Consider the following 25,248-nt stretch of genomic DNA (forward strand, 5'->3'; position numbering starts at 1 on the left):
GGGTGCGCGGTGGGGTGCGCGGTGGGGGCGCGGGGCGGGGGGCGGGGGGCCGCCGTCACGTGCGGGGGTTGGGGACGGTGCCCGGTCGGCGAAGGCAGCGGGATGCACGGGGGCAGCGCGATTGGGCGGACGCCGCCGGAGTGGGCTGAAGTGGGGATCTGGACCGTCTCCCGCGTGGGGGCCGGGGCAGGATGCGCTTGCCCACATGCCGGCGTGCGGGAAGGGGTCGGCTCGGCCGGGGCGCCGTCCGGTCTCGTGGGCGGCTCGGGATGAGGCGGGCAGCGGACGGCTCCAGGGACGCGCGGGGTTGGTTGGCGTCGTCGCGGCGCGGGGACGTGCGCGCTGGTCATGGTGGTGCCGTGCCGGAAGACGCGGGGGCGCGTTACGCGGGCCTGGTGTGGTCACGCCCATGTGGGTGGGACGTGGTGGTGGGTGCGCTGCGCGGCCTGGCCGTGATGGTTCCGCGCCGTCCTGGAGGTCGGACACGCCCAAGGCGGCGCGCCGTGGTGGGACGGCGCATGGAAGCGGGGCGGTAGTGCCCGCCACGGCTCTTGCGTCCTCTTGGACGGTGAATGCGCGCGGCAGCAGCCCGGCGGGGGACGGGACGGTGGGCGCGCTGAACGGCCTGGCCGTGGTGGTATCGCGCCGTCCTGGACGTCGGACGCGCCCGAACGGCATGCCGTGGTGGTGGGTGCCCTGCGCGGCCTGGCCGTGATGGTGCCGCGCCGTCCTGGACGTCGGACGCGCCCGAACGGCATGCCGTGGTGGGACGTGGTGGTGGGTGCCCTGCGCGGCCTGGCCGTGATGGTGCCGCGCCGTCCTGGACGTCGGACACGCCCAAGGCGGCGCGCCGTGGTGGGACGGCGCATGGAGGCGGGGCGGTCCTGGCCCCATCACGGCTGTTGCGTCCTCTTGGACGGTGAGTACGCGCGGCCGTGGACCGGCCGGTGGGACAGGCCGGTGGGTGCGCTGAACGGCCTGGCCGTGATGGTGCCGCGCCGCCCTGGACGTCGGACACGGCCAAGACGGCGTGCCGTGGTGGGACGCCGTGCTGGGGTGGTGGAACGGCGTGCCGTGATGGGACAACACATGGAGGCGGGGCGGTCGTGGCCCCATCACGGCTCTTATGTCCTCTTGGACGGTGAATGCGCGCGGCAGCAGCCCGGCGGGGGACGGGACGGTGAGTGCGCTGCGCGGCCTGGCCGTGATGGTGCCGCGCCGCCCTGGACGTCGGACGCGTCCAAAACAGCGTGGTGTGGTGGGGCGGCGCATGGAGGCGGGGCGGAAGTGGCGCCGTCACGGCTCTTGCGTCCTCTTGGACGGTGAACGCGCGCGGCAGCGGCCCGGCGTGGTGGGACGGGCCGGGGCAGGGCGGGGCACGCTCGGTCGGACGGCGAGGCGCCGTGGCTGCGGCCGCACTGGCGCGGCCCGTGGTGGGATGGGACGGCGGGCTTGTCCTGGACGCGGGCACGCGTCCAGGACGCGACGGGCATGCTGGTGGGTCTGGCTGGACGCCTGACGCACGAAGCCCCTGGTCCGTGGCTCGTCGGTCGGGCCGGGGGCCTGTGTCTCACCGAGGCTCAGGTTAGGTCGAGGGTGCCGGTCTTGATCTGTGTTGCGAACGCCTGCCACGCGGACGGACCGAAGACCAGCTTCGGCCCGTCCGGGTTCTTGGAGTCCCGCACTGCCACGGCCGCCACCAAATCGGCCACCTCGATGCACGCCCCACCGGTGTCCGTACTACGGCTGCTCTTCTGCCACTCAGCCGCGGAGATCCGCACCATGGGTGCCACCTCAACGCACTGGTCACCCGTACCAGTGCTGTAGCTGCTCTTTTGCCACCCTGACGGCACCAAGGCGACCTCAACGCGCTGTCCGCCAGCGTTAGTGCTGCGGCGACTCGTACGCCATTGCACAGCCCACGGGTGCTGCGTACTCATAGGCTCTCCAAGATCGTCCGGAGGAAGTCCAGTGAGTCCTCGGCGCTCATCGCCGAAGCCCTGATCAAATCGAAACGTACCCCATACTTCCGGACAGCTGCAGGGTGATCGACGAGCTGTCCACCGATGTGCCCTTCGACACGCACCGCATCCGAGTCATCCGCAAAACTCAGGATTGTGAACGGGCCGGGCAAGCCCGCGTAGGCACCCCTAGAAGTCGGGACGATCTGGACTGTGATGTGGGATAGCGCCGTCAAGTCGATGAGGTGCTGGATCTGCCCCTTCAGTACCTCCGGATCCCCGACCGGACGGCGGATGGCGTATTCGTCGAAGATTGCGACCATGTGGGGCGGCTTCTCTCGCTTGAAGATCTCCTGTCGTTCCATTCGGGTCGCGACGAGTTGCTCGGCAGTCTCGGACGCCTGCTCCGACCTGAGTACCTCGTGTGCGTACTCGGGCGTCTGGAACAGCCCTGTGATGACCATGGTCTCGAAGATGTAGATCACCTCAGCCACGCGCTCTCGGGCGATGAAGTCCGGGAAGCCTGGGGGGAGGACGGCGAGGCGGCCGAAGTCCTTGATCCACTCCCAGATGCGGTGGAACGAGCCGTCCGTCTTGAAGAAGACGTCGCAGTCCTTGGCGAAGTCCTCGGACGGAGGGCTCCCGCCCGACTCGATCTGGCCGATCCGCTGAGGCGAGTAGCCGAGCTTCTCCGCGAACTGTGGTCGCGACAAGTTGGACAATTCCCGCTTTGCGCGCAACTCGACGCCGAAGTATTCGGCGGGCGAGGACGGGACGCCGGGGTCGCGGGGGCGACGAGGCATGAGAACCTCCAGGGGTTTTCGAAAAAAAGATCGTTTTCGAACGGGGGGACGCGAGATTTGCCGCTTCTTCTTTCTCGCTCTTTCGGAGCGTAGCTCGATTACAGGAGGCTTGGAAGCGGTAACGGAGAGAAATCGCACCGAAAGTTCAAACGATCATGGATACGTCCGTCAACCCCGCTGACCAGGCGTTGGCCCGCCTGCGCGCAGACTTCCAGGGCCATCGAATCTGGCGTGCGACACGCTACGACGGAAGGCTCGGCGACTGGGTCGCCACTCTGCACGACCCTAAGGCCGGTGTAGATCCGACCGTTGTACGCAACACCGCAGAAGAACTCCGCAGGGCGCTTCTAGACGAACTCAGTCGCGCGTCCATCCACCGGGGCTCCGAACCCACTAAGTGGGTGCAATGGTAATGCGGTGGATCGAAGCGAAGAATCTGAACGCAGGCGCCCCGACTTCTTCCATTACGGTCCACCTTGACCGACTTGCCCAAGAAGTCATTCGCGAAGGCTGGAAGGCCGTCCCGCGCTACGACGGTCCGCACCCGCTCCTACGCGTCTTCGATCCGGCCGTCCCGGACTTCGGCGAGAGCGTCACGCTCGTCCCCGGGACGACGCCCGGCGTCTGGTGGTATCGGTCGAGCACAGGCGAGCACTTGGCCCCGCACACCAAGCCGGTCCACGCGGCCGAGCAGATCACCCGGATCCTCACCCCGTACGTGGCGGCCGTCCTCGCCGCCCAGACCCACCGGCGCGAGACCACCGGCGAGCAGCGCCCCATCCCCCGGCCCCACCCGGACCAGCCGCACGCCACGACGATCGCCAGCCTGCAAGACCGCTCCGGCGTCATCTGCTGGTGGGGCTCCTGCACGGAGGAGTGGTGGGCGCTCATCCCCGGCGGGACGCAATGGCAGATCGTCAGCGCCCCCGACCCCGAAGCCCTCATCGAGACCATCCTCAACGCCCGCACCCACCGCTGACCCACAAGCCGCCGCGCGGTGGGGGAGGTTCCTCCCGTCCCTCCCCCACCGCGCGGCCTCCCTGTCGCGGTCGAGGTGCGAGTACGTCCTGCGATCGCTAGGGCGGCACGCCTGCCACTCGTCCGCCCCGGACAGGCGCTGCGCCGACTCCCCCGACCGTCTCACCTGGGCGCCACCTGCTGCGGCCGCCGCCCCTTCTGAGCAGGGGGAGCCGCGGTCACTACGATCGCGATGCCCTCACACAGGCCCCGACGAAATGAGCGCCCATGAGCGACGACGTCCTGTCGGTCATCCCGACCGATCCGCAGTGGCAGCCGGGCGGCGCGGCGGCCGAGCGGGCCGCCGGACTCGCCGCGGAACTGGCGCCCGGCGTTCCCGGCGGCGCGGACGTCGACATCGACGTCACCTGGCACGACACCCTCACGCCCGTCGACTGCGGTGGCAATCTGGAACGGATCGGGTGCCCGCGCTGCAGTGGCTCGATCGGCACCGATTGGTGGGCCGACCTGCTCGAAGCCCATGCCGCGGACGGCTTCGCCACCTTGGCGGTGACGGTGCCGTGCTGCGGCGCCGCCACGTCGCTGGACGTGCTGGACTATGACTGGCCGTGCGGGTTCGCCCGCTTCGAGATCGCGATCTGGAATCCCGAACGCACCTGGTTCGACGACGAGGATCTGGCCGCCATCGCCAGCGCGCTCGGCCACCCCGTCAGGCAGATCAGAGCCCATATCTGACCCGGGGGTGATGCCGGGACGGGCCCTAGGAGACGGCTTCGAGGGGAAGGCCGGTGCCGCGCCAGGTGGCGGCCAGGTCCTGCACGGGGATGTCGAGGGCCTCGCCCAGGCGGACGATCGTGCCGAAGCCGGGGGTGGGCAGGCGGCCGGTCTCGATCTTGCGGAGGGTCTCCGGGGAGATGCCGGCCGCGAGCGCGACGTCGGCGAGGTCGCGGCCGGCCCGCGCCCGGCGCAGCAGGGCGCCGAGGCGCCTGCCGGCTTCGATCTGTTCGGGCGTGAGCGGTTGGCGAACCATGGCCCCAGGATAGGAGTGGTATTTCTATACCGTCAAGCGCTACAGTCGGCCGGTATAGTAATACCGAAACTCCCTGGACGTGAGGTACTCGTGATCGAACTGAAGACGCCCGCGGAGATCGAGCGCATGCACGTGACCGGCCGTTTCGTCGCCGAGGTGCTCTCGGAGGTCGGCCGGCTCGCCGCGGTGGGCGTCAACCTGCTTGACCTGGAGAACCACGCGCGCACCATGCTCAAGGAGCGCGGCGCCGAGTCATGCTACTGGGACTACGCCCCGTCCTTCGGCAACGGCCCGTTCCGCAACGTCATCTGCCTGTCGGTGAACGACGCCGTCCTGCACGGCCTCCCCCACGACTACACGCTGCGCGACGGGGACGTCCTCAGCGCGGACATCGCGGTCAGCATCGACGGCTGGGTGGCCGACTCGGCGCGCACGGTCATCGTCGGGACGCCCGCCGACGATGACCTGCGGCTCATCCGCGCCACCGAGGAGGCCCTGGAGGCGGCGATCGACACGGCGCGGCCGGGCAACCGCCTGGGCGACATCTCGGCGGCGATCGAGGCGGTCGCCACCGGCTACGGCTACCCGGTGAACGACGAGTTCGGCGGCCACGGCCTCGGCCGCACCATGCACGAGGGGCCGCACGTGTCGAACAAGGGCAAGGCGGGCCGCGGCCTCACCCTGCGGCCGGGCCTGACCCTCGCGCTCGAACCCTGGTTCGCCCGCACCACCGATCGGATCGTCTACGACCCCGACGGCTGGACCATCCGGTCGGCCGACGGCTCGCGCACGGCCCACTCCGAGCACACGGTGGCCATCACCGCCGACGGCCCCCTCGTCCTCACGCGGCGCGAGTCGGAGCAGACCTCCTAGCGCGCCGGCGGCGAGCAGGGCGTCCGGCGATCCGGAGCCGGGGCCCGCTTGCCAAGGTGAGTGAGTGGCTGTACATTCACTCTCATGAGCCGAGGCATCCTCTCCACCGCCGAGTCCCGCAGGCCGGTCGTCGCGGCCGCCGCCGTGCGGGAGTTCGCGGGCGGCGGCTTCCACGGGACGACGATCGCGGACGTCGCGCGGGCGGCGAAGATCTCGCCCGCCTACGTCTCCAAGCTCTTCCCGACCAAGGAGAAGCTGTTCGTCGCCGCCCTGGACACGTGCTTCGACCTGGTGCTGGACGCCTTGGAGAACGCCGCCGAAAGCGCCGCCTCCACCGCGCCCGACGCCGCGCCCGACGCCGCGCCCGACGCCGCGCCCGACGCCGTGCTCGACGCGATGGGCGCCGCGTACGCGAAGCTCATCGGCGACCGCACGCTGCTGCTCATGCAGGTCCACGCGCAGTCGGTCGCCGACGTCCCCGAGATCGGCGCGGCGCTGCGAGCCGGGCTGAAGCGCATGGTCGACCTGGCCAAGACGCGCTCCGGCGCGCCCGACGAGAAGGTGCAGGAGTTCATGGCGCGCGGCCAGCTCTGCCACCTGCTGGTGACGGCCGGCGTCACCGAGGTGTCCGAGAGCTGGGCCCGGCTGCTCGACGCCGGGTTCCGGCACCCGTAAGGCAGAAGGGCGCACTTGGGCGCCCTTCGCTTTCGCCCTGGAGAGTGAGTGACTGTTCACTCTCTTCACTGGCCCGAGGGAAGGCTCATGAACGACACGGAGACCGCCACCGCCGTCCTCGCGGCCCCGGCGACCGGACGCGGCGCGCCCACTGCGGCGGCTCGGGGCGCCGTGCTGGCGGCGGCCGGGCTGACGCTCATGGCCGCGGCCGTCATCGCGCCGAGCCTGCCCGCGATGGCCGAGGCGTTCGGGGGCACACCGGCCGCGGAGTCGGCGGTCCGGCTCGCGCTGACGATCACTTCGCTCGCGATCGCGGTCAGCGCACCGCTCGCGGGCGCGCTCACCGACCGGTTCGGCCGCCGGGGCGTCCTGCTGGGCGGGCTCGTCCTCTACGCGCTGGCCGGGACGGCGGGCGCCCTCGCCCCTGGCCTGGGCGTTCTGATCGCCACCCGCGCTCTGCTCGGCGTCGCCGTCGGCGGGATCATCACCGCCGTCACCGCCACCCTCACCGACTGGTTCGACGGCGATCTGCGGGCGCGGTACCTCGGCTTGCAGCAGGCTGCGGCGAGCCTCGGCGGCGTGGTCCTGCTCCCCGTGGCCGGGCTGCTGTCCGGGCTCGGCTGGCGGGCGCCCTTCTGGCTCTACGGCACCGGCATCCTGGTCGGCGCGGCCGTGTTCGCCACCGTCCGACAGACCAGACCTACGCCCACACGGCCAGCGCCTGGCAGCGGGCCAAGCCCGACCTTGCAAGGCCGGACGACCACCGCGCGCATCGCCGGAATCTACGGCCTCGCCTTGGCCGCCACCGTCGTGTTCTACATGGCACCCACCCAGGTGCCGTTCCTACTGGACGGCTCCGGCGCCGGGCCCACCGTCGTCGGGCTCGCCATCGCCGCGAGCACGCTGACCGGGCTCTTCGGCGCCCTGGCCTATCCCGTCCTGTGGCGGCACGTTCCGACGTCGGCGATCACCGCGTTCGGCATCGCGGCGCTCGGCACCGGGTGGCTGCTGGTCGCCACGGCGAGCCTCCCGGGCGTCTTCGCCGGTCTGCTGGTCGGCGGCCTGGGGGTGGGCGTGACCGTCCCGAACCTCAACCTCGTCCTGAGCGGCCTGGCGCCGGCCGTGCACCGGGGACGCGTCCTGGCCGGGCTCGTGTCGGGGATCTTCCTGGGCCAGTTCCTCTCCCCCATCGCGGTCGCACCGCTGGCCGCCGCGACCGGCGTCGCCGGCGCCTTCGGCTGGACCGGTGCCGCCGCCCTCACCGCCTCCCTCATCGCCGGGACGGCGGCCCTCGCCGCCGCCCGCTCACACCGCCCGGCCTGACGCCGGGCACGACCGAAAGGAAAGCACCATGATCGTCCACGGCAACCGCTTCACCTTCAAGCCCGGCACCTCGGCCGCCGAGATCGAGGAGGCCCTGGAGAGCCTGCGCAACCAGGGCCGCTCCATCCCGGCCGTGCGGTCCTTCACCGTCGGCCGCGATTACGGCGGCGAGTACGAGTGGGGCGCCACGTTCGTCCTCGACGACCTGGACGGCTACTGGGAGTACCTCACCCACCCGGCCCACATGCGGACCGACCGCATCGGCCTGCCGCTCCTGGACACGTTCGCCTCGTTCGACATCACCGACGACCTCGACCCCGAGATGGCCGCCAAGATCGCCGCCCTGCACCAGCGCCGCTACGACCAGGACGCCGAGCTGACCGAACTCGTCTCCAACCTGCCCGACTACACCGGCAGCGCGGCCCCGGGCCCCCACGGGGGCAAGTGACCGACCGGCCGGAGGCGGCCCGGTGCACCCCCGCGGTGCGCCGGGCCGTTTCCCTTCCCGCGTGAGGGCGGGCGGGGTCAGGCGGGTTTGACGGCCACGCCGCCGAAGGCGCCGGCCTGGGCCTGGGTGAGGGCGGCGTCGTGGGGGTTGCCGTCGGGGCGCCAGTCGGTGACGGGGACGACGCCCGGGTCGAGGAGGTCCCAGCCGGTGAAGAACCCGGTGACGCGGTCGCGGGAGCGCGGGGTCAGGTTCACGCCGCCGGCCCGGTAGGTGCGGACCACGGCCGCGGCCTCCTCCGGGTCGTCCACGAGGTCGGTGGTGGAGTGGGAGAAGATCATCACGCTGCCGGGCGGCATGGCGGCCTTGTAGTGCTCCAGGATGTCGCCCGGGTCGTCCTCGTCCGGGATGAAGTGCAGGAGGGCGACGGTGAGCAGGGCCACCGGCCGGGTGAAGTCGATCAGGGCGCGGGTCTCGGCGGCGGCGAGGATCTTCTCGTGGTCGCGGAAGTCGGCGTCCAGGTAGGCGGTGCGGCCCTCGGGGCTGCCGGCGAGCAGCGCGCGGGCGTGCGTCAGGACGATCGGGTCGTTGTCGACGTAGACGACGCGGGAGTCGGAGGCGACGGACTGGGCGACCTCGTGGGTGTTGTCGGACGCCGGGATGCCGGTGCCGATGTCGAGGTACTGGCGGATGCCCATGTCCGCGGCGAGCCGGACCGCGCGGCCGAGGAAGCGGCGGTTGGCGCGGGCGCCGGTGGCGACGTCGGGGAAGATCTGCAGCACCTTGGCGGCGGCGTCGCGGTCGGCCGCGAAGTTGTCCTTGCCGCCCAGGTAGTAGTCGTACATGCGGGCCGAGTGGGGGACGTCGGTGCGCAGGTCGAGGGACGGCGCGCGCTCGCCCGGCCAGTCCGGACGTGGATCGTTCTCCGCCACCAGAACCCCACCTATTCATCTGTTGTCCGACTTAACCGATCTTTGCCGACATGCTAGCCCGCATCGCGATCGCCCGCCGCACATACGCCGAGGTCGGCGGCCACGCGGGCGGCGGTCTCGCGGAGCCATGGACGCCCGGGCGGGCGCCCGTCCCGCTGCCGCGCGCCCGCAAACGGACCCGGGAACGTCCGTAATCGGCGAATCAGTGGAAATGCGAACGCGGTTCCCGGCGCGCATGGGATGATCTCCGGCCGTGGAGCCACCGAATCACGCCCCTTACGGAAATGGCGGCGCGCCCTACGGCGCCCCCTACGGCGCGCCGCCGAATGCACCCCATGGCACGCCGCCGAATGCGCCCTTCGGCGCGGCTCAGCCGATGCCTTATACGCCGCCGCAGCAGCAAATGCCCTATGGCATGCCGCAGGCGGCGCCGATGCATCTCCAATGCCGTTTCTGCGGCTGCGTCCCCGCCGTGGACACGACCTTCCGCGGCCACCGCGGAATGATCCTCGTGATGTCCTTCCTGCACGTGAAGGGCCCCTTCTGCCGGGACTGCGGGCTGTCGGTGTTCCGCGACATGACGGCCAAGACGCTGATCGGCGGCTGGTGGGGCTACATCTCGTTCATCGCCACGCCGGTCACCGTGCTGATCAACCTGGCCCGGCACGGGAAGGTGGCCGGGCTCGCGGCCCCGACGCCGCCGCCCGACGGCCGGCCGCACGGGCGGCCCGCCGACCCGGGGCCGCCGCTGATGACCCGGCCCATCGCGATCATCGGGGCGCTGGTGCCGCTGCTGCTCGCCGTCCTCGTCGTCGCCGTGAACCTCGCCGGCTGAGCGCCCGGGCGGGCCCTCGGGCGGCCTGGCCGCCGGGGGCGGAGCCTGCGATCCTGGACGCATGCGCATCGTCATCGTCGGCGGCGGGATCATCGGCGCCGCGCTGGCCGACCGGCTGGCCCGCGGGGCGGGCGCCGCCGAGGTGACGCTCGTCGAGCGGGACCGGCCCGGCGCGGGCACCTCGGGCGCGAGCTTCGCCTGGCTCAACGCCAACGACCCGGACGACCCCGCCTACCACTGCCTGCGCGTCGCCGCCCTCGGCGCCTGGCGGCGGCTGGCCGGGGAGTTCGGCGATCCCGCCTGGTTCCGAATCGCGGGCAACACCGCCTGGGCCACCGCGGACCCCGCCAAGGAGCTGCTGGCCGACCGGGTCGCGCGGCTGGCCGCGCTCGGCTACCCGGCCGCGCTGATCACGCCGGACCGGCTGCGCGAACTCGAACCGTCCCTGCGTCCTCCCGCCGCCGGCGCGGTCATCGCGCATTACCCGGGGGAGGGCCACGTGCACGGCCCGGACGCGGTGCGGGCCCTCGCCGACCGCGCCCGCTCCGCCGGGGCGAGGCTGATCGGCGGCACGGCCGCCACCCGCCTCAACCTGCGCGGCGGCCGGGTCACCGGCGTCCGCCTCGGCACCGACGACGACCTGGACGCCGACCTCACGGTCTGCGCGGCCGGCCGGCACTCCCCCGCCCTGCTCGCGACCGCCGGCCTCGGCCTCCCCCTGGTGGACGCCGAGGCGCCCGGGTCCCCGGCGCCCGGCCTCACCGCCTTCACCGGCCCCGGCCCGGCCCTGCTCAACGGCGTGGTCCACTCCCCCGGCGTCGACCTGCGCCCCGTCCCGGGCGGCGGGCTGGCCCTGGAGGCCGCCGACCTGGACGACGCCACCGACCTCGCCACCCCCGCGGCCGCCCTCGACCGCGGGGCCGCCGAACTCCTCGACCGCGCCCGCGCGCTGATCCCCGCGCTGACCGCCCCCGTCGAGACGGTCCACCGCTGCGTCCGGCCGCTGCCCGCCGACGGGTTCCCGCTCGTCGGCCCGCAGTTCCCCGGCCTCTACACCGCCGTCACCCACAGCGGGATCACGCTGGGCCCGCACCTCGCCGATCTGATCGCCGCGGATCTGCGCGGCGGCGAACCGGCCCTCGCCCCTTACCGCCCGGACCGCGCCGCCGGGGCGGCCGCCTGGTAAGCGCGGGATCGCGCGATTTCGCTTCCGCACGCGGCGGACGGCTCGTTGGATACCCTGGGAGCGAAGGCCGGGACGACGCGGCGCGATTTCGGATCCCTCCGCGCATTTCGGTGAACGATGGTGCAGGTGCGTTTCGGTGAAGGATGCTGTCGTGGTGCATGTGGGAAAGATCGCGCGGTTCGATGAGGTTCGCGGCTACGGATTCATCACGCCCGACGAAGGCGGTCCGGACGTCTTCGTCCACGTGAATGATCTGAACGACGACAAAACGCTGATCGCCACCGGGACCTCAGTCGAATACGAGCTCATCGACGGCGAGCGGGGGCTGAAGGCGTTCGACGTCAGCGTCATCGGCGACCGCGTCGCACCCGCCTCCGGCGGCGGGCGGATCGTCCCGTCCGACGACGAGGTCCTCTGCGACGTCCTCACCACGACGGAGCTGCGCATCGAGCTGACCGAGCTGATCCTCGACAGCGTGCCCGAGCTGACCGGCGCCCACCTCGTCCGGCTCCGCGAGAGCCTGCTGACCTTCGCCCGCAAGCACGGCTGGAGCGAGGACTGACCCGCCGCCCGGCGGTCAGCGCGACGCGATCGTGACGGCGGTCAGCAGCACGCACAGCGCCGCGATCCCGGCGACCACGGCGGCCACGCCCAGCTGCGGCGCCGCCAGCGGCAGCAGCAGCACCGCGGCGGCGCATCCCGCGACCGCGCCCGGACGGGTCAGCGGCGCCGCCACGATCAAGGCGTGCACGAGCCAGAGCACCACCAGGAAGACGCTCACCGGTACGGCGACCGCGTAGCAGATCACCGCCGGCGACGCCGCCACGTGGTGCCCGGTCTGCTCGACCGCGACCTCCAGGCCCGCGCCGAGCGCCGCCAGCGACGCGAAGATCCCGTAGTGGCCGTAGCCCCACAGGTAGGAGCGGTGCCGCCGGTCGCGCAGCCCCGCGCCCGCCGGGGCGAGGAAGTACAGCCACCACAGGGCGAACAGCACCACGAGGCCGGACACCGCGATCACCAGGAACGGGCTGCTCACCGCGGACTCCTCCAGCGCCCCCGCGACGCCCCGGGTCGCGGCGAGGACGCTCTCCCCCAGCAGGATGATCGTGAAGAGCCCGTAGCGTTCGGCGATGTGGTGCGGATGCCAGGTGGTGGGCGCGGCCCGCTCCGCCCACGGCGGCACCGCCATCTCCAGGACCGCCAGGGCCACGAAGACCGGCACGTGCGCGTCCGCCGGCAGTGCGCCGAGCTCTGCGGCGAGCAGCCGCAGCAGCCAGCCCGCCTGCAGGGCGGTCATGCCGGCCGCGTACCGGAACGCGGTGCGGCGGCCGTCCGGATTCTCGATCCCGGCCCGCACCCACTGCGTGACCAGCCCGATCCGCATGATGAAGTAGCCGAGCGTGACGCCGCGGAGGTCCTCGTGGTCGGCCGCCGCCGGCACGCCGGCGGCGAGCACCAGCACGCCCGCCATCTGCACCATGGTCAGCAGCCGGTAGGCCACGTCGTCGGTGTCGTAGGACGAGGCGAACCAGGTGAAGTTCATCCACGCCCACCAGATCGCGAAGAAGACCAGCAGGAACGGGACGACCCCCGCGCCGCCGTGCCCCGCCGCGATCTCGTGCGCCAGCTCCCCGGTGACCGCCGCGACCGCGACGACGAACGTCAGGTCGAACAGCAGCTCCAGCGGGCTCGCGGCCCGGTGCGGCTCGTCGATCGGGCGCGCCCGCATCCGCACCCGGATCCGGATGCCGGAGTCCGGGTGCGGCGCGGACGCGTCGCGGTGCGGCGGAGTCACGGCGCGTTCTCGTCGCGGAAGCCGATCTCCCGGTGGGTGCCGTCGCACAGCGGCTTGTTCTCCGAGTGGCCGCAGCGGCACAGCGTCATCCGGTTGCGGGTCTCCAGCGGCAGGCCGTCGGACCGCACGACCGGCACCCGGCCGGTGACCCACAGCGCGCTCGCCAGGCCGTCCTCCTCGGCGAGGACGGACACCGCCTGCGGGAGGTCGGCCTCGATCGTCTCGCCGCCGCGCCGCAGGGCGTAGCTGTAGGAGCCGGACGGGCAGTGGTCGATCCGCCCCATGATCTCCGCGCGGACGTCGCTGTCGGCGGTGTCGGCGAGCATCTCGGCGATCGGCCGGGTGCGGCCGATGCAGAACGCGGCGTGGATGCACAGCTCGCCGACCCGCTGCGCCGAGATGCCCTCCCCGTCGTGGACGTGCTGCAGCTGCGCGTAGGGGCGGACGCCGGCGCTCTCGGTCCCGTCGAACCCGGCCACGGCGTGCGTCCCGTCGCAGAACGGCTTGGACCCCGACCGGCCGCAGCGGCACAGCGCGTACACGTCCTCGGTGGGCAGGTCCTCGCCGGTCTGCCAGGTCAGCGCGGCGCCCTCGGCCGAGACGATCTTGCGCTTGCGGCGCAGCGGGATCCCGCCGTACACGACGTAGGGGCCGTCGCGGAGCACGACGACGCGCCGCTCCTCCCCCCTGCTCCAGCCGCGCGCCTCCTTCGGCACGTACTCGAAGGTCGGGCCGGCGGTCGCGCCGTTCTCGTCCGGCATGCTCATCAGGGCCTCGGCCTGCGCCTTCAGCGCGTACATGGTGCCGATCGCGACCGGGAGCATCCCCGGACTGCCATCGAACGCCAGTTCGAGCAGGTGCAGGATGCCGCAGTAGGTGCCGTTGAACTCCTCCTGCGCGGCGCGGATCTCGCTGCCCGGCGGATGGTCGGCCAGCCGCGGGTTGCGCCGCATCGGCCGGACGCCGCCGAAGTCCACGCCGACCGGTTCGCCGGTCGGCCCCGACTCGGGGGTGTCGCCGCGCCGGTAGCGCCGGCCCGCCTTCAGCTCCTGGAAGCGGTAGTAGTGGGCGACCTCGTCCCGCTCGGGGTGGAAGACGTCCCGGTCGCCGTCCCAGACCTCGCCGCGCGCGGTGCCCTCGCCCTGCTCGACGATCTCCTCCAGCGCGGCCAGCGCCGAGGTCAGGTCGGTGACCGCGAACAGCCGCCCGGCGCTGTTGCGGAAGTGGGCGGCCGTCACCTGGCGGGCCGGGTCGCCGGTGAACACCGCGTCCTCGCCGAGCCGGTCGCACAGCCCGCGCAGCCCCTCCTCGACCGCGTCGTAGAACTGCCCGATCGTCTCGTAGGCGTCGTCCTCCGGCGGCGCGCCGGGCGGCGCGGGCCGCTCGATCCGCAGGAACGCCTCGAGCGCCTCCGGGCCGAACGGCACCAGGGACAGCTCCAGGGAGCGGTCGCCGTGCGGCAGCGGCCGGGGGTGCGGCGGGAGCATCTCCGGGACGTCCAGCCGGGGCCGGCCGCCGACCGCGTTGAGCAGGTTCGCCGCGAGCGCCAGATGGAGCATCTCCTCGGCGAACACGCTCGCCACCACCTGGACGGCCTCGGGGTTGCGCTCCGGGTCGAGGGAGTACAGCGCGCACAGGTACGGCGGCAGGGTCGCGTGCTCCAGCTCGATCGCCCACTGCAGGTGCTCGCGGAGGCCCTCCAGCGTCGCGATCCGCGCGGGGCGGGCGGTCATCCGGCTCATGCGTCGCCTTCCAGCTTCTCCACGGCGCCGAGGAGGTTGCGCAGGCCGACCTCGTCGCGCTCGGCGTCGGTCGGGTCGAACAGCCAGTCGCCGACCGGTTCGGCGGCGGCCTCCTCCGGGCGGCTCGACTCGACGAGGGTCAGCTCCTCTTCGATCTCTATCTCGAGTTCGATCTCGAAACTCCTGTCCTCATCCGCTGAGGTCATGTCTCCTCCTTGGGGGGCCGCGCCGCACCGGGCCGGGCGGCGGCGTGAACGAGCTGCATGGACAGCCGCCCGGAGGCGAGCAGGCGGGAGAAGCGCTCGCCCTGGTGGGCGGCCAGCGCGTACGCGCGGTCCTCGCGGTGCCGGGCGGCGACGACGGCGGCGACCTTCGCGGCGCGCCGCGACCAGGCCAGGGGGGCGTCGCCGGGCCGCTCGATCTGCTCGACGAGGTCGAATCCGGCCCCGTCGAGCAGTCCGGCGAGCTCCGGCTGGGTGGGGAAGTGGTTCCCGTCCGGAACCGCGCCGAGCACCGGGCCGGCGGCGACCGTCACCAGCAGTCCCAGCGACGCGCCGGGGGCCAGTACCCGGTGGATCTCGGCGAGCAGCGCGGCCTTGTCCTGGACGGTGCACAGCACGCCCAGGCACCAGGCGGCGTCGACCGACCCGGTCCGCAGCGGGATCCGCGCCGCGTCGGCGGTCACGACCGGCAGCCCGAACAGCCGGGCCGCCGCCCGGCACGCGGCCGGCATCCGCTCCAGCAGCACCGGCCGGACGCCGAACCGCTCCGCCGCCCAGGCCGCCGGGCCGCCCGCGCCGGCGCCGACGTCCAGCAGCGTCGTCCCGGGCGCCAGCTCGCACGCCTCGGCGAGCCAGGCCAGCGCCGCCGGGCTCGCGCTGCCGCGGCAGGCGGCCGGGATGGCGTGCCGGCCGCCGAGCAGCTCGACGGCCTCGGCCGTCCATTCCGCCACGTCATCGAACTCGGCGACCATCGCCGCTGCGGTCATGGCACTCCCCCGATCGTCCGGCGGGGCCTACTTCGCCACCGCGTCGCGGCCCGGCCACTCGGTGTAGCGGATCGCGCCGAGGACGGCGTCGCCGACCGGGACCAGGCTCGTCTCCCCGACCTCGGCGCCGAAGTAGTGCGCGTGCGGGTCCGCGACGACCTCGCGCGGGTCGTTCCAGTAGGCCAGGGCGTCCCGGATGAACTCGTCCATCCGGAAGCGCTCCGGCCCGGCGATCTCGATCCGGCCGTTCAGCGGGGCGCCCATCGCGACCTTGGCGACCTGCGCGGCGACGTCGTCGCCGGCCATGGGCTGGTAGGCCACGGGCGCGATCCGCACGGTGCCGCCGTCGGTGGCGTCGTCGGCGATGCCCCGGGTGAACTCGAAGAACTGCGTGGCGTGCACGATCGAGTACGGGATCGGCGACTTGCGGATCAGGTCCTCCTGGGCCAGCTTCGCGCGGAAGTAGCCGCGGGACGGCTCCCGCTCGGTGCCCACGATCGACAGCCCGACGTGGTGGCCGACGCCCGCGCCCTCCTCGGCGGCCAGCAGGTTGCCGGTCGCGGTCTCGAAGAACTCCAGCACGGCCTTGTCCTCGAACGACGGCGAGTTCGCCACGTCGACCACCACCGACGCCCCCGCCAGCACGTCCGCGAGGCCCTCGCCGGTCAGCGTGTTCACCCCGGTGTTCGGCGCCGCGGCCACCGCCTCGTGCCCCTGCGCGCTCAGCCTCGCCACGACCTTCGACCCGATCAGGCCGGTGCCGCCGATGACCACGATCTTCATGTTCGATCCCCTCCAGTTCGCCGGGCGGCGGCGCTCGCCGCCCGGCCGCCATCTAGGACAAGGCGGACCCCCCACCCGTGACAGTTCCCCCGAACTTTTTCCCGATGCGGGAGGTCCGTCCTTCAATGACCCGCCGGTCACCAGACCGGGGGCCGACACCGACAACTGTCACCGCCGCCCCCCGCCGGGGGCACCAGGGTGGGGCACTGGCCGCCCCACGGGGGTCCCGGGCGCGCCGGGGCCCGGGGCGGTCATTCCCCGTCGTAGACGAGCAGGCCGTCCTCTTGCAGGCGCGCCCCCGGCGTGGGCGGATGCTCGGTGAGGCGGCCGTCGTGGGCCAGGTGCAGGACGGGGCGGCCCCGCGCCAGGACGGCGAAGTCGGCGATCAGCCGGCGGTGGCAGCGCCACCACACCGACTCGCTGCACATGACGGCCGTGCGGGCCTGCCCGGCCTCGCGCAGCAGCTCGTCCATGGCGTCCAGGAACTCGGGGCTGCGGGTGTGCCCGGCGTACCCGCGGAAGGAGTCGTTGCGCCAGAAGGTGTCGGGGCTGCCGGGCGCGGCGCGCCGGAAGCCGCCGAGGCGCTTGTCCCAGCGGTAGCCGACGCCCTCGGCCGGCAGCCACTCCGCGAGCGCGTCGCGGTGCACGTCGGGGTTGCGGCGGCTGCCGGGCGCGGTGCGGACGTCCACGACGGACCGCACCCCGGCGCCGCGCAGCAGGGGCGCCAGCTCCGCGCGCCCGGCGGTGCCGTGGCCGAAGGTCAGCAGCGGTTCCACGCCCTCCAGGCTGCCCGGTGCGGCCGGCGGGACACCCGCCGGCGTAGTCGGCGAAGGACTCGGCCAGCCAGGGGGCGTTGTACTCGTCGTCGCCGACGATTCCGTACCACCGCTGGTGGGCCAGTTCGCGCGGCAGCGCGACATTGCCGACCAGGTCCAGGATGAACCCCGGATACTCCATTCCGCCGAACCGGAAATCGTTGCCGAGAATGGCGTCGACCTCCTCGTCGGATAGGCGCCGAACCGCGCGGAGTGGGCGTCGGTCGCGGATTCGGCGAGCGACAGCATCTGCACCGCGATACCTGTGGAGGGCACCTCAAGGGAGTCGGGATGGTCGAGGGTGACCTGGTAGTCGCTTGCGAGCCGGTAGAACGACTCGCCTCGCTCTCCTCAGGGCCGCCGCCGGCCCCCGGGGGCGGGGGCCGGCGGCGGGACCGCGTCCGTCAGCTGGCGTTCACGGCCACGTCGTCGACGACGAAGCTCGTGTACAGGGCGGCGTCCTCCGTGCCGGAGAACGAGAGCGTGACGGTCCGGCCCGCGTAGGCGGACACGTCGATGCTCTTCTGGACGTACCCCGAGTTGGCGTCGAGGTTGGAGTAGGTGGCGACGGTGGTGCCGCCGACCTTCACGGTGAGGTCGTCGTACGCCGTGACGCCGGTGGTCTCCTCGGTGTCGATGTGCACGTAGTACGTGAGGGTCGCCGTGCAGCCGGCCGGGATCGTCACCGACTGCGTCGCCGAGTCGGTGTGGGACCGGCCGTAGCCGTCGAACCAGGCGTAGTGCGTGCCGGAGTGGGCGGTCTCACCGTCGCTGTTGGACGACACGACGCCCGAGGTGGTGGTCCAGGGCGACGTTCCGCCCTCGAAGCCGCCGTTGGAGACCTTGTCGCCCGGCGCGGAGCAGCCTCCGCCGGGCGGGTTGACCGTCCAGGTGAAGGACGCGGTGCCGGTGAGCCCGGAGGTGTTCTTCGCGGTGACCGCGACGGTGCTGGAGCCCGCCGTGGTCGGGGTCCCGGAGATCACGCCGCTGGAGGCGTTGATCGACAGCCCGGCCGGCAGCCCGGTCGCGCTGTAGCTCAGCGTCTCGCCCTTCGGATCACTGGCCTGCACGGCGAGGTCGACCGCCGTGCCGACCGTGCCGGTCTGGTTCCCCGGGTTGGTGACCCTCGGGTTGTCGCCCTGGCCGGGGCACTCGCCGGGCACCGGGTCGGAGCCGGTGACGCTGACCGCCGCCCAGGCGGCCATCACGGTGTTGTACTCGGTGCAGTGGGTGCCGTACAGGTCGGCCGCGGCCTTCAGCGAGTCGATGCGGGCGTCGTGGTAGTCCTCGTTGCTGTTGGCGTAGGACGCCAGGGCCTTGAACCAGATCTTGGCGGCCTTGTCGTTGCCGATCCCGGTGACCGTGGAGTTGTCGCACGTCGGGCTGTTGCCGTAGCCGTGGTCGCCGCTGCCGACGGCGGTCAGGAAGAACCAGTGGTTCAGCGGGCCCATGGAGTAGTGCGGGTCGAGCCCGCCGTTGCCGCTGTCCCAGCAGTTCGGGGACTGGCCGTCCAGCGCCGGGTTGTACATGTAGCGCAGCGGGTCGCCGTTGCCGAAGATGTCGATCAGCTCGCCCATGGTGTAGTCGGGCTTGTCGACCGGGTTGCCGGCGTAGAACTCCACCATCGTCCCGAAGATGTCGCTGGTGCCCTCGTTCATCCCGCCGGTCTCGCCGTTCTCGCCCCAGCCGACGATGGCGCCGCTCACGCCGTGGCTCATCTCGTGCCCGGCGACGTCGATCTCGACCAGCGGCCTGGCGTTGCCCTCGCCGTCGCCGTAGGTCATCTGGGAGCCGTCCCAGAACGCGTTGACGTAGGCGTTGCCGTAGTGGGTGCGGGACGGGACGCCGCGGCCGTCGCCGAAGATGCCGTTCCGGTCGTGGACGTTCTTGAAGTAGTCGTAGGTCATGGCGGCGCCGTAGTGCGCGTCCACCCCGGCCGACGACGGGTCGCCGTTGCTGCCGTTGCCGAACTCGCCGGTGGAGTTGCTGAAGACGGTGCCGGTCCCGGACGTGGCGTGGTTCAGGTTGGTGGTGTAGCCGTTGCCGTGGGAGGGATCCCGCATCGTCCAGGTGCCGCCGGACTGCGTGAGGTCGAGGTTGACGGTGCCGACGTAGATGCCGTGGCCCGTGCCCTGGGTCAGGGCGGTGGCGGGGGCCGCGGCGGCCGGGCCGGTCCGGACGCCGGACGGCGCGAACGTGGAGACCTCGTCGTCGCTCTGGACGACGCCGCCCTTCTGGGCGTCCACCAGCACGTGCAGCCTGCTGGGCGTGCGGTCGGCGCGGACGCCGGTCACGACGGTCTGCCAGACCAGCGCCGCCGACCGGCCCTCCATCTTGATCGCCAGCTTCGGCTTCGAGACGGCGGAGACCGTGCCCTTGAGCTGCTTGCGGGCGATCCCGGCGGCGGCCGAGGCGCGCACCCTGGGCGTCGTCCGGACCGCGCCGGCGGTGTCGGACGCGGTCTCCAGCGCGCCGTAGGAGCCGTCCGGCCTGAGGTGGACGACCAGGTCCCCGCCGTAGACGGGGAGCCCGCGGTAGGTGCGGTCGAACCGGACGTCGGCCGACCCGTCGCGGTCGACGGCGACCGACCGGGCGGTGAACTCGTGCCCGCTCGCGCGGTGCGCGCGGCCGGGGTGCGCGGCGATGGCCTTCCGCGCCCTGCTGATGGCGCGCTTGCGGACGGCCGGGGACGGGTCGAGCGTGAAGGGGGCGTCCGCGAAGGCGGACGGCCCGGCGGGCTGCTGCGGACGGGGCGGGGCCTGCGGGGTGGCCGCGGCCGGCGAGGCCACGGCGACGCCGGTCAGGGCGACCAGCGCCGCCGCCGACGCGGCGATCGCGATTGTCCGTTGGGACATGGGATGGATGTCCTTTCACCACTGAAGGGAGCCCGTGGTGACGGGGGGTTGACAAGCGCGAGTGTGAGCAGCTTCGTCCGCATTAGTAAGCCTGACGAAGAATGCATAGGGATATCCCTATGTGTGGAGGCAGCTGCGCGGGGAGGGGGTCAGCGGCCGGAGACCGTGAGCCGCGCGACGTCCACCCGGGAGCGGACGCCGAGCTTGCGGAACGTCCGGGTGAGCGCGGCCTCGACCGTCTTGATGCTGAGGAACAGCCGGGCGGCGATCTCCCGGTTCGTGGCGCCCTCGGCCACCAGGACCGCCACCTTGCGCTCGATGTCGGTGAGCACGCCGAGCGGGTCGTCGCCGGACGCCCGCCGGACCGGCCCGGCGGCGGCGAGCCGCTGCAACTCGGCCTGGGTGCGGGCCAGCCAGGGCCGCGCCTCCGCCTTCGCGAAGACTCCCCGCGCCCGCAGCAGCGCCGCGCGCCCGCGCTCCGGGTCGTCCCGCCGAGAGCGCAACGCGCCCAGCTCCAGCCACGCGCGGCCCTCCTCCAGCCGGTAGGGCAGGGCCTGGAGCAGCTCCGCCGCGCGTTCGAGGCCCTCCTCGGCCGCGCCGAGGTCGCCCTGGGCCGCGCGGACGAGCGCCGCGGAACGCTCCAGCACGGCGAGCACGCCGCGCCGTCCCAGCCGGGCGGCCCGCGCCCGCGTCCCGGCGACCAGCTCGGCCGCCTCCCCGGCGCGGCCGGCGGCGACGAGGGCGTCGGCGAGGTCGGCGTGCCAGCGGCGCATCGCCGGGTCGCCGAGCCCCTGCCCGGTCTCCAGCGCGCGGACCTGGTCCAGCACCCGCACCGCCGCGCCGGCGTCGCCGAGCTGCAGCCGGACCAGCCCCTCCGCGTGCAGGGCGCGCGGCAGGAACAGCTGGTCGCCGTCGTCGGCGCTGTGCTGCACCGCCTGCTCCGCCGCCGACAGGGCCCGGCCGAGGTCGCCGCCCGCGGCCTCCGCCAGCGCCAGCGCGTACCAGGACGGCCCCTGGCTGAGCCCGGAGTCCTCGGCCAGGTCCAGGCTCTGCCCGGCCAGGCGGAGCGCCCGCCGACAGCGCCCCTGGTAGATCTCCACCTGCGTCATGCAGTACAGGCACAGGCACAGGCTCTCCACCACGCCGCGCTGGCGGACGCTGTACATGAGCGCCCGTAACTCGGCGCGGGCCTCGCTGACCCGGTCGTGCATCAGGTGGTGGCGGTGCTTGATGTAGACGGGCCCGTTGTGGTGCCACATCACCTGCGGGTCCTGCGGGTCCGCCAGCGCCTTGCGGAGCGTCCGCTCTGCGTCCGGGTGCCCGAGGAACAGCTCGATGCTCGCCTGCTTGGACAGCGCGAACAGCTCGGTCCTGCGGTCGCCCGCCAGCGCGGCCAGCTCGGCGGACCGGCGGGCGTGCACGTGCGCGGCCGCCGCCGAGCCCCGCACCATCCACGCCCGCCAGCTCAGCCGGTAGTGCAGCGGCGCCAGCAGCAGCGGCTCGCCGCGCGCGTCCTCCATCGCCTTGGGGAAGACCTCCTCCACCTCGGCCAGCGCCTGGCCGGAGGAGTCCAGCACCACGATCCACGCCCGGACCCGCTCGTCCGGCCGGGCCGTCGCCTCCAGGACGCGCCGGGCGAGCCGCCGGGCCAGCGGGTAGTCGCCCGCGACGACCGCGTCCTCGGCGGCGCCGAGCCGCCGGCCGACCGCGGCGCCCCGCGCCGACTCGGGGGTGCGGTCGGCGGCCAGCTCGCCGAGGTGCGCGGCGGTGGACGGCCCGCCGCGGCGGCGCGCCACCGCCGCGGCCTGCGCGAGGGTCTCCGCGATGTGCCGGTCCCCGCCGGAGGTCAGCCGGGCCAGGTGCAGCGCGCGCTCCACCGGGTCGCCCACCGCCTGGGAGAGCGCCCGGTGCGCCGCCTTCCGCTCGACGGGCCCGGCCTCGGCGTAGATCGCGGCGGACAGCAGCGGGTGGGTGAAGCGGACCTGCCCGGCCGCGTCCACCTCCACGATCCCGCGCCGCTCGGCCTCCGCGAGGTCGCCGCGGCCCGTCCGGCGCAGCAGCTCCACCGACGGGCGGCTGGCCGCGCTCGCCACGAGCAGCGCCTCCCGGACGGCCGGGGACAGCGCCGCCACCCGCTTGCGGATCAGCACCGACAGGCTCTGCGGGATCGGCGGGTCGGCGGCGCTCGGGTGCTCCAGCACGCTGCGCGCCAGCTCCACCGCGAAGAACGGGTTGCCGCCGCTCACCTCGTGGATCCGGGCGAGCTGCGCGCGCGGCCAGGACCGGCCGAACCGGTCGCCGAGCAGCACCGCCAGCTCCGCGGCCGACATGGGCGGCACCCGGACCGCCAGCACCGGCGCCGGGCACAGGCCCGCCGCGTCCCGCCACCGGCCGCCGGCGGCCGGCTCGCCGGGCGCGGGCTCCGGCCGGACCGAGGCCGCCATCCGCAGCGGCGGCGCGAGCCGGGCCGCTCGCCGCGCCACGAACGCCAGCAGCTCCCCGGTCGGGCGGTCCAGCCACTGCGCGTCGTCGACCAGCACCAGCCCCGGCCGGTCCGCGCACAGCAGCCGGAAGGCGTGCAGCACCCCGAGCCGCAGGCACAGCAGGTCGCGCTCACCCGTCGGGGCGTCCTGGAGCAGCAGCACCGAGCGCAGGGCCCGGCGCTCGGGCGGCGGGAGCCGCTCGACGACCTCGTCCGCCACCTGCGCGATCAGGTCGATGAGGCCGAGGAAGGGCAGCTGGTGCTCGGCCTCGGCCGGGCAGCAGGAGAACACCCGGTGGCCGGCCGCGGCGTGCTCGGCCGCGAGCGTCGCGAACAGGGTGGACTTCCCGATCCCGACCGGGCCCTCCAGCAGCACGCCGCCGCCCCCGGCGAGGTGCGCGCGGACGCCGCCCAGCACGTTCTCCCTGCCGAGCGCCGGACTGGCGCGGACGCCGGCCCCACCCGTGCGGACCCCATCTGTCATGCGCGCGGCCTCCGGACCTGGGTTCGGCGTGTGGACCCGCCGCGGACGGTAAACCTCTCCGCAACCGCAGTCAAGATTCCCATATCCGCCCGGTTCCCGGGGTACGGCGACCACCAGGACGGCCGGCCGACGGGGGGACGATGGACGACGCCGGAGCGGAACGGCACCGCAAGCTCACGCTGGAGGTCTTCGACCTCGCGCCGGTGGGCGTGGCCGTGACGACCGGGCCCGAGCACCGCCTCGTCTACACCAACGTCGCCTACCGCACGAGCTTCGGCGTGCGCCCGATCGGGCAGCCGATCCGCGAGGCGTTCGGCGAGCTCCTCGAACAGGACTACTTCCACCTGTTCGACCGCGTCCTCGCCACCGGGGAGCCGGTCAACGTCACCGACGCGCCGGTCAGCCTGTACTTCGGCTCCGGCCGCGAGCGGCGCTACTTCTCCTTCAGCCTGTCCCGGTTCGAGGACGGCGAGCCCGGCGTCCTCGCCGTCGCCGCGGACGTCACCGAGCAGGTCACCGCCGCCCGCAGCTCGCGGGAGATGGCCGAGACGCGCCGCCGGCTGCTGCACCGGTTCCAGAGCCTGATCCGGGTGAGCGCCGAGATCGTCTGGGTCACCGGGCCGCACGGCGGGCCCATCGAGCCGAGTCCCGGCTGGGAGCGGGTGACGGGGCAGGGCTGGGAGGAGTTCCGCGGCGAGGGCTGGCTGCGGGCGCTGCACCCCGACGACCGCGTGCCGACGCTGCGCTCCTGGCACGGGGCGCTGCGCGAGGCCCACCCCTGGCGGCACGTCTACCGGCTGCGGACCGTGGACGGCGAGTACCGGCACTTCGAGGTGCACGCCGCGCCGGTGTACGAGGGCGGCGCCGTCGTGGAATGGGTGGGCACCTGCGCCGACGTCGAGCAGTCCTGGCGGCGGCAGCGCCGCCGGGAGCTGCTCGGGCGGGCCGCGGTGGCGACCGCCGAGCACGCCGACCTGCACGACATGCTCGGCGCGCTGGCGGACGTCCTCGTCCCGGCGCTCGCCGACGGCTGCGGCGTGCACCTGCTGCCGGAGTTCGCCGAGCGCCCGGCGAGCGCTCCCGTCCTCGCCCGCCGGATCGCCACCGCCGCGCGGGAGGGGCTGCCGGGGCGCCTCCCGTCCGGCGAGGAGTGGTTCCCGGCCGGCAGCGGGTTCGTCCGGGCGGTCCGGGGGCGCCGCCCGGTGCGCCGCAGCTTCCCGCCCGGCGAGCCGCCCGCGGACCTGCTGCCCGCGAGCACCGTGTCGTGGCTCACCGACGCCAAGGCCCACAGCGTGGTTCTGCTGCCGGTGGTCGTGGACGGCGCGGTCGCGGCGGTGGTGACCGCGTCCGCCTGCGGCGACCGCCCGCCGATGGGCGCGGACGACGTCGCGCTGATCGGGCAGATGTTCGACCACGCGCACGACGCGCTGAGCAGCGCCATGCTGTTCCAGCGCACCCAGCGGGTCGCCCTCGCCCTCCAGCACGGGCTGCTGGCGGAGCCGCCCGACGTCCCCGGCCTGGACATCGTCGCCCGGTACCGGGCGAGTCCCGCGGCGGCCGAGGTGGGCGGCGACTGGTACGACTCGTTCGTGCTCCGCGACGGCGCCACCGCCCTCGTCATCGGGGACGTCGCCGGGCACGACCTCGGCGCCGCCGTCGCGATGAGCCAGCTCCGCAACATGCTGCGGGGCCTCGCGGTCGACCGCGAGGAGCCCCCGGGCGACATCCTGCGCCGGCTGAACACCGCGATGGCCACGCTGTCGCCCGAGGGCACCGCCACCTGCGTGCTGGCCCGGGTCGAGGAGTCGCCGGGCGGCGGCCTGCAGCTCAACTACGCGGTCGCCGGCCACCCGCCGCCGCTGCTGGTCACCGCCGGCGGCGACGCCCGGCTGCTGGAGGACGCCGCCAACCCCCTCCTGGGCCTGCTCGTCGACCAGCCCTGCGTCAGCGCCGTCGAGCCGCTGCCGCCCCGCTCCACCCTCTTCCTCTACACCGACGGCCTCATCGAGCACCCCGACGAGCACCTGGACCAGGGCCTCGGCCGGCTCCGCCGCCGGGCCGCCGAGCTCGCCGGCGCCCCCCTGCCCGCCTTCTGCGACGGCGTCCTCACCGGCCTCCCGACCACCGGCACCGACGACATCGCCGTCATCGCCGTCCGTGTTCCGGACTCTCCGTAACGCGGTTCCCGGCCCCCGGCTTTGCACGATTCCCACAACTCCAGCCGCTCAGCGTGCGATGTCTGCGACATGGCGCTACGGACGGG

At 73.6% G+C, this 25,248-nt stretch carries 23 protein-coding genes; 11 read left to right on the top strand and 12 right to left on the bottom strand.

The annotated features are described in order from the left end of the window. Positions 1-1,580: 1,580 nt before the first annotated feature. Together HUT06_RS45655 and HUT06_RS24105 are read right to left on the bottom strand one after the other, a co-directional pair. On the bottom strand, positions 1,581-1,940 hold the full coding sequence (locus HUT06_RS45655; RefSeq protein ID WP_176197806.1) for a DUF397 domain-containing protein: 360 nt from the start codon (positions 1,938-1,940) through the stop codon (positions 1,581-1,583). Then, positions 1,937-2,764, bottom strand: a complete 828-nt coding sequence (locus tag HUT06_RS24105) for a helix-turn-helix transcriptional regulator (RefSeq protein ID WP_176197807.1) — start codon at positions 2,762-2,764, stop codon at positions 1,937-1,939. The genes HUT06_RS45655 and HUT06_RS24105 overlap by 4 nt, the downstream gene beginning before the upstream one ends. Before the next feature lie 655 nt (positions 2,765-3,419). Here HUT06_RS24105 and HUT06_RS24110 point away from each other — a divergent pair. After that, the gene (locus HUT06_RS24110) at positions 3,420-3,743 is read left to right on the top strand and encodes a hypothetical protein (protein ID WP_176197808.1); all 324 of its coding nucleotides are present in this window, start codon (positions 3,420-3,422) and stop codon (positions 3,741-3,743) included. Positions 3,744-4,009: 266 nt separating this feature from the next. After that, the gene (locus tag HUT06_RS24115) at positions 4,010-4,477 is read left to right on the top strand and encodes a hypothetical protein (RefSeq protein ID WP_176197809.1); all 468 of its coding nucleotides are present in this window, start codon (positions 4,010-4,012) and stop codon (positions 4,475-4,477) included. A 25-nt stretch (positions 4,478-4,502) separates the two neighbouring features. Here HUT06_RS24115 and HUT06_RS24120 read toward each other — a convergent pair whose 3' ends face one another. Further along, positions 4,503-4,772 carry a helix-turn-helix transcriptional regulator gene (locus tag HUT06_RS24120; protein ID WP_176197810.1) on the bottom strand — a complete coding sequence of 90 codons (270 nt, stop codon included), beginning with the start codon at positions 4,770-4,772 and terminating at the stop codon, positions 4,503-4,505. A gap of 90 nt (positions 4,773-4,862) precedes the next feature. Here HUT06_RS24120 and map point away from each other — a divergent pair, with 90 nt between their 5' ends. From map to HUT06_RS24140, 4 genes are all read left to right on the top strand, one after another. Further along, positions 4,863-5,645 carry a type I methionyl aminopeptidase gene (map, locus tag HUT06_RS24125; protein ID WP_176197811.1) on the top strand — a complete coding sequence of 261 codons (783 nt, stop codon included), beginning with the start codon at positions 4,863-4,865 and terminating at the stop codon, positions 5,643-5,645. Between the two features lie 84 nt (positions 5,646-5,729). Continuing rightward, positions 5,730-6,320: a TetR/AcrR family transcriptional regulator gene (locus HUT06_RS24130; protein ID WP_176197812.1), complete on the top strand. Its 591-nt coding sequence runs from the start codon at positions 5,730-5,732 to the stop codon at positions 6,318-6,320. A gap of 87 nt (positions 6,321-6,407) precedes the next feature. Next, positions 6,408-7,643, top strand: a complete 1,236-nt coding sequence (locus tag HUT06_RS24135) for an MFS transporter (RefSeq protein WP_176197813.1) — start codon at positions 6,408-6,410, stop codon at positions 7,641-7,643. 28 nt (positions 7,644-7,671) lie between these two features. Continuing rightward, on the top strand, positions 7,672-8,091 hold the full coding sequence (locus tag HUT06_RS24140) for a Dabb family protein (RefSeq protein WP_176197814.1): 420 nt from the start codon (positions 7,672-7,674) through the stop codon (positions 8,089-8,091). Between the two features lie 77 nt (positions 8,092-8,168). On the opposite strand, the gene HUT06_RS24145 is transcribed toward HUT06_RS24140, so the two are convergent. Then, the gene (locus tag HUT06_RS24145; protein ID WP_254715356.1) at positions 8,169-9,020 is read right to left on the bottom strand and encodes an SAM-dependent methyltransferase; all 852 of its coding nucleotides are present in this window, start codon (positions 9,018-9,020) and stop codon (positions 8,169-8,171) included. Positions 9,021-9,070: 50 nt separating this feature from the next. On the opposite strand from HUT06_RS24145, the gene HUT06_RS24150 reads away from it, so the two are divergent. The 4 genes from HUT06_RS24150 to HUT06_RS24165 all read left to right on the top strand — a co-directional run bounded on the left by HUT06_RS24150 (position 9,071) and on the right by HUT06_RS24165 (position 11,603). Then, the gene (locus HUT06_RS24150) at positions 9,071-9,214 is read left to right on the top strand and encodes a hypothetical protein (RefSeq protein ID WP_176197815.1); all 144 of its coding nucleotides are present in this window, start codon (positions 9,071-9,073) and stop codon (positions 9,212-9,214) included. A gap of 320 nt (positions 9,215-9,534) precedes the next feature. Further along, positions 9,535-9,855: a hypothetical protein gene (locus HUT06_RS24155; RefSeq protein ID WP_176193788.1), complete on the top strand. Its 321-nt coding sequence runs from the start codon at positions 9,535-9,537 to the stop codon at positions 9,853-9,855. A 61-nt stretch (positions 9,856-9,916) separates the two neighbouring features. Then, the gene (locus HUT06_RS24160; RefSeq protein ID WP_176197816.1) at positions 9,917-11,041 is read left to right on the top strand and encodes an FAD-binding oxidoreductase; all 1,125 of its coding nucleotides are present in this window, start codon (positions 9,917-9,919) and stop codon (positions 11,039-11,041) included. A gap of 151 nt (positions 11,042-11,192) precedes the next feature. Beyond that, positions 11,193-11,603, top strand: coding sequence for a cold-shock protein (locus tag HUT06_RS24165; protein ID WP_176197817.1), 411 nt, complete (start codon positions 11,193-11,195; stop codon positions 11,601-11,603). A 15-nt stretch (positions 11,604-11,618) separates the two neighbouring features. Here the strand turns inward: HUT06_RS24165 and HUT06_RS24170 are convergent, their stop codons facing one another. The 8 genes from HUT06_RS24170 to HUT06_RS24205 form a co-directional block, all read right to left on the bottom strand. Then, the gene (locus HUT06_RS24170) at positions 11,619-12,836 is read right to left on the bottom strand and encodes a low temperature requirement protein A (protein ID WP_254715357.1); all 1,218 of its coding nucleotides are present in this window, start codon (positions 12,834-12,836) and stop codon (positions 11,619-11,621) included. Next, positions 12,833-14,578: a ferritin-like domain-containing protein gene (locus HUT06_RS24175; RefSeq protein WP_176197818.1), complete on the bottom strand. Its 1,746-nt coding sequence runs from the start codon at positions 14,576-14,578 to the stop codon at positions 12,833-12,835. Before HUT06_RS24175 ends, HUT06_RS24170 begins: the two co-directional genes overlap by 4 nt. After that, positions 14,575-14,784: a hypothetical protein gene (locus tag HUT06_RS24180; protein ID WP_176197819.1), complete on the bottom strand. Its 210-nt coding sequence runs from the start codon at positions 14,782-14,784 to the stop codon at positions 14,575-14,577. Before HUT06_RS24180 ends, HUT06_RS24175 begins: the two co-directional genes overlap by 4 nt. Beyond that, on the bottom strand, positions 14,781-15,566 hold the full coding sequence (locus tag HUT06_RS24185; protein ID WP_217711417.1) for a class I SAM-dependent methyltransferase: 786 nt from the start codon (positions 15,564-15,566) through the stop codon (positions 14,781-14,783). Before HUT06_RS24185 ends, HUT06_RS24180 begins: the two co-directional genes overlap by 4 nt. A gap of 27 nt (positions 15,567-15,593) precedes the next feature. Continuing rightward, positions 15,594-16,349: an SDR family oxidoreductase gene (locus HUT06_RS24190; protein ID WP_176197820.1), complete on the bottom strand. Its 756-nt coding sequence runs from the start codon at positions 16,347-16,349 to the stop codon at positions 15,594-15,596. A gap of 251 nt (positions 16,350-16,600) precedes the next feature. Further along, entirely contained in the window at positions 16,601-17,125 is a 525-nt protein-coding gene (locus HUT06_RS24195) for a DUF488 family protein (protein WP_217711418.1), read from the bottom strand. 443 nt (positions 17,126-17,568) lie between these two features. Next, positions 17,569-20,019 carry a M4 family metallopeptidase gene (locus tag HUT06_RS24200; RefSeq protein WP_176197821.1) on the bottom strand — a complete coding sequence of 817 codons (2,451 nt, stop codon included), beginning with the start codon at positions 20,017-20,019 and terminating at the stop codon, positions 17,569-17,571. Between the two features lie 149 nt (positions 20,020-20,168). After that, positions 20,169-22,985, bottom strand: a complete 2,817-nt coding sequence (locus HUT06_RS24205) for a LuxR C-terminal-related transcriptional regulator (RefSeq protein WP_176197822.1) — start codon at positions 22,983-22,985, stop codon at positions 20,169-20,171. A gap of 140 nt (positions 22,986-23,125) precedes the next feature. On the opposite strand from HUT06_RS24205, the gene HUT06_RS24210 reads away from it, so the two are divergent. Beyond that, the gene (locus tag HUT06_RS24210; protein ID WP_176197823.1) at positions 23,126-25,162 is read left to right on the top strand and encodes a SpoIIE family protein phosphatase; all 2,037 of its coding nucleotides are present in this window, start codon (positions 23,126-23,128) and stop codon (positions 25,160-25,162) included. Positions 25,163-25,248: the final 86 nt, after the last annotated feature.

It is taken from the genome of Actinomadura sp. NAK00032, assembly GCF_013364275.1.
GTDB lineage: Bacteria > Actinomycetota > Actinomycetes > Streptosporangiales > Streptosporangiaceae > Spirillospora.

Coding starts and splice junctions, on each gene's coding strand:
- HUT06_RS45655 (WP_176197806.1), bottom strand. CDS start 1,940: ATGAGTACGCAGCACCCGTGGGCTGTGCAATGGCGTACGAGTCGCCGC.
- HUT06_RS24105 (WP_176197807.1), bottom strand. CDS start 2,764: ATGCCTCGTCGCCCCCGCGACCCCGGCGTCCCGTCCTCGCCCGCCGAA.
- HUT06_RS24115 (WP_176197809.1), top strand. CDS start 4,010: ATGAGCGACGACGTCCTGTCGGTCATCCCGACCGATCCGCAGTGGCAG.
- HUT06_RS24120 (WP_176197810.1), bottom strand. CDS start 4,772: ATGGTTCGCCAACCGCTCACGCCCGAACAGATCGAAGCCGGCAGGCGC.
- HUT06_RS24130 (WP_176197812.1), top strand. CDS start 5,730: ATGAGCCGAGGCATCCTCTCCACCGCCGAGTCCCGCAGGCCGGTCGTC.
- HUT06_RS24135 (WP_176197813.1), top strand. CDS start 6,408: ATGAACGACACGGAGACCGCCACCGCCGTCCTCGCGGCCCCGGCGACC.
- HUT06_RS24140 (WP_176197814.1), top strand. CDS start 7,672: ATGATCGTCCACGGCAACCGCTTCACCTTCAAGCCCGGCACCTCGGCC.
- HUT06_RS24150 (WP_176197815.1), top strand. CDS start 9,071: ATGCTAGCCCGCATCGCGATCGCCCGCCGCACATACGCCGAGGTCGGC.
- HUT06_RS24155 (WP_176193788.1), top strand. CDS start 9,535: ATGTCCTTCCTGCACGTGAAGGGCCCCTTCTGCCGGGACTGCGGGCTG.
- HUT06_RS24160 (WP_176197816.1), top strand. CDS start 9,917: ATGCGCATCGTCATCGTCGGCGGCGGGATCATCGGCGCCGCGCTGGCC.
- HUT06_RS24175 (WP_176197818.1), bottom strand. CDS start 14,578: ATGAGCCGGATGACCGCCCGCCCCGCGCGGATCGCGACGCTGGAGGGC.
- HUT06_RS24180 (WP_176197819.1), bottom strand. CDS start 14,784: ATGACCTCAGCGGATGAGGACAGGAGTTTCGAGATCGAACTCGAGATA.
- HUT06_RS24185 (WP_217711417.1), bottom strand. CDS start 15,566: ATGACCGCAGCGGCGATGGTCGCCGAGTTCGATGACGTGGCGGAATGG.
- HUT06_RS24190 (WP_176197820.1), bottom strand. CDS start 16,349: ATGAAGATCGTGGTCATCGGCGGCACCGGCCTGATCGGGTCGAAGGTC.
- HUT06_RS24200 (WP_176197821.1), bottom strand. CDS start 20,019: ATGTCCCAACGGACAATCGCGATCGCCGCGTCGGCGGCGGCGCTGGTC.
- HUT06_RS24205 (WP_176197822.1), bottom strand. CDS start 22,985: ATGACAGATGGGGTCCGCACGGGTGGGGCCGGCGTCCGCGCCAGTCCG.
- HUT06_RS24210 (WP_176197823.1), top strand. CDS start 23,126: ATGGACGACGCCGGAGCGGAACGGCACCGCAAGCTCACGCTGGAGGTC.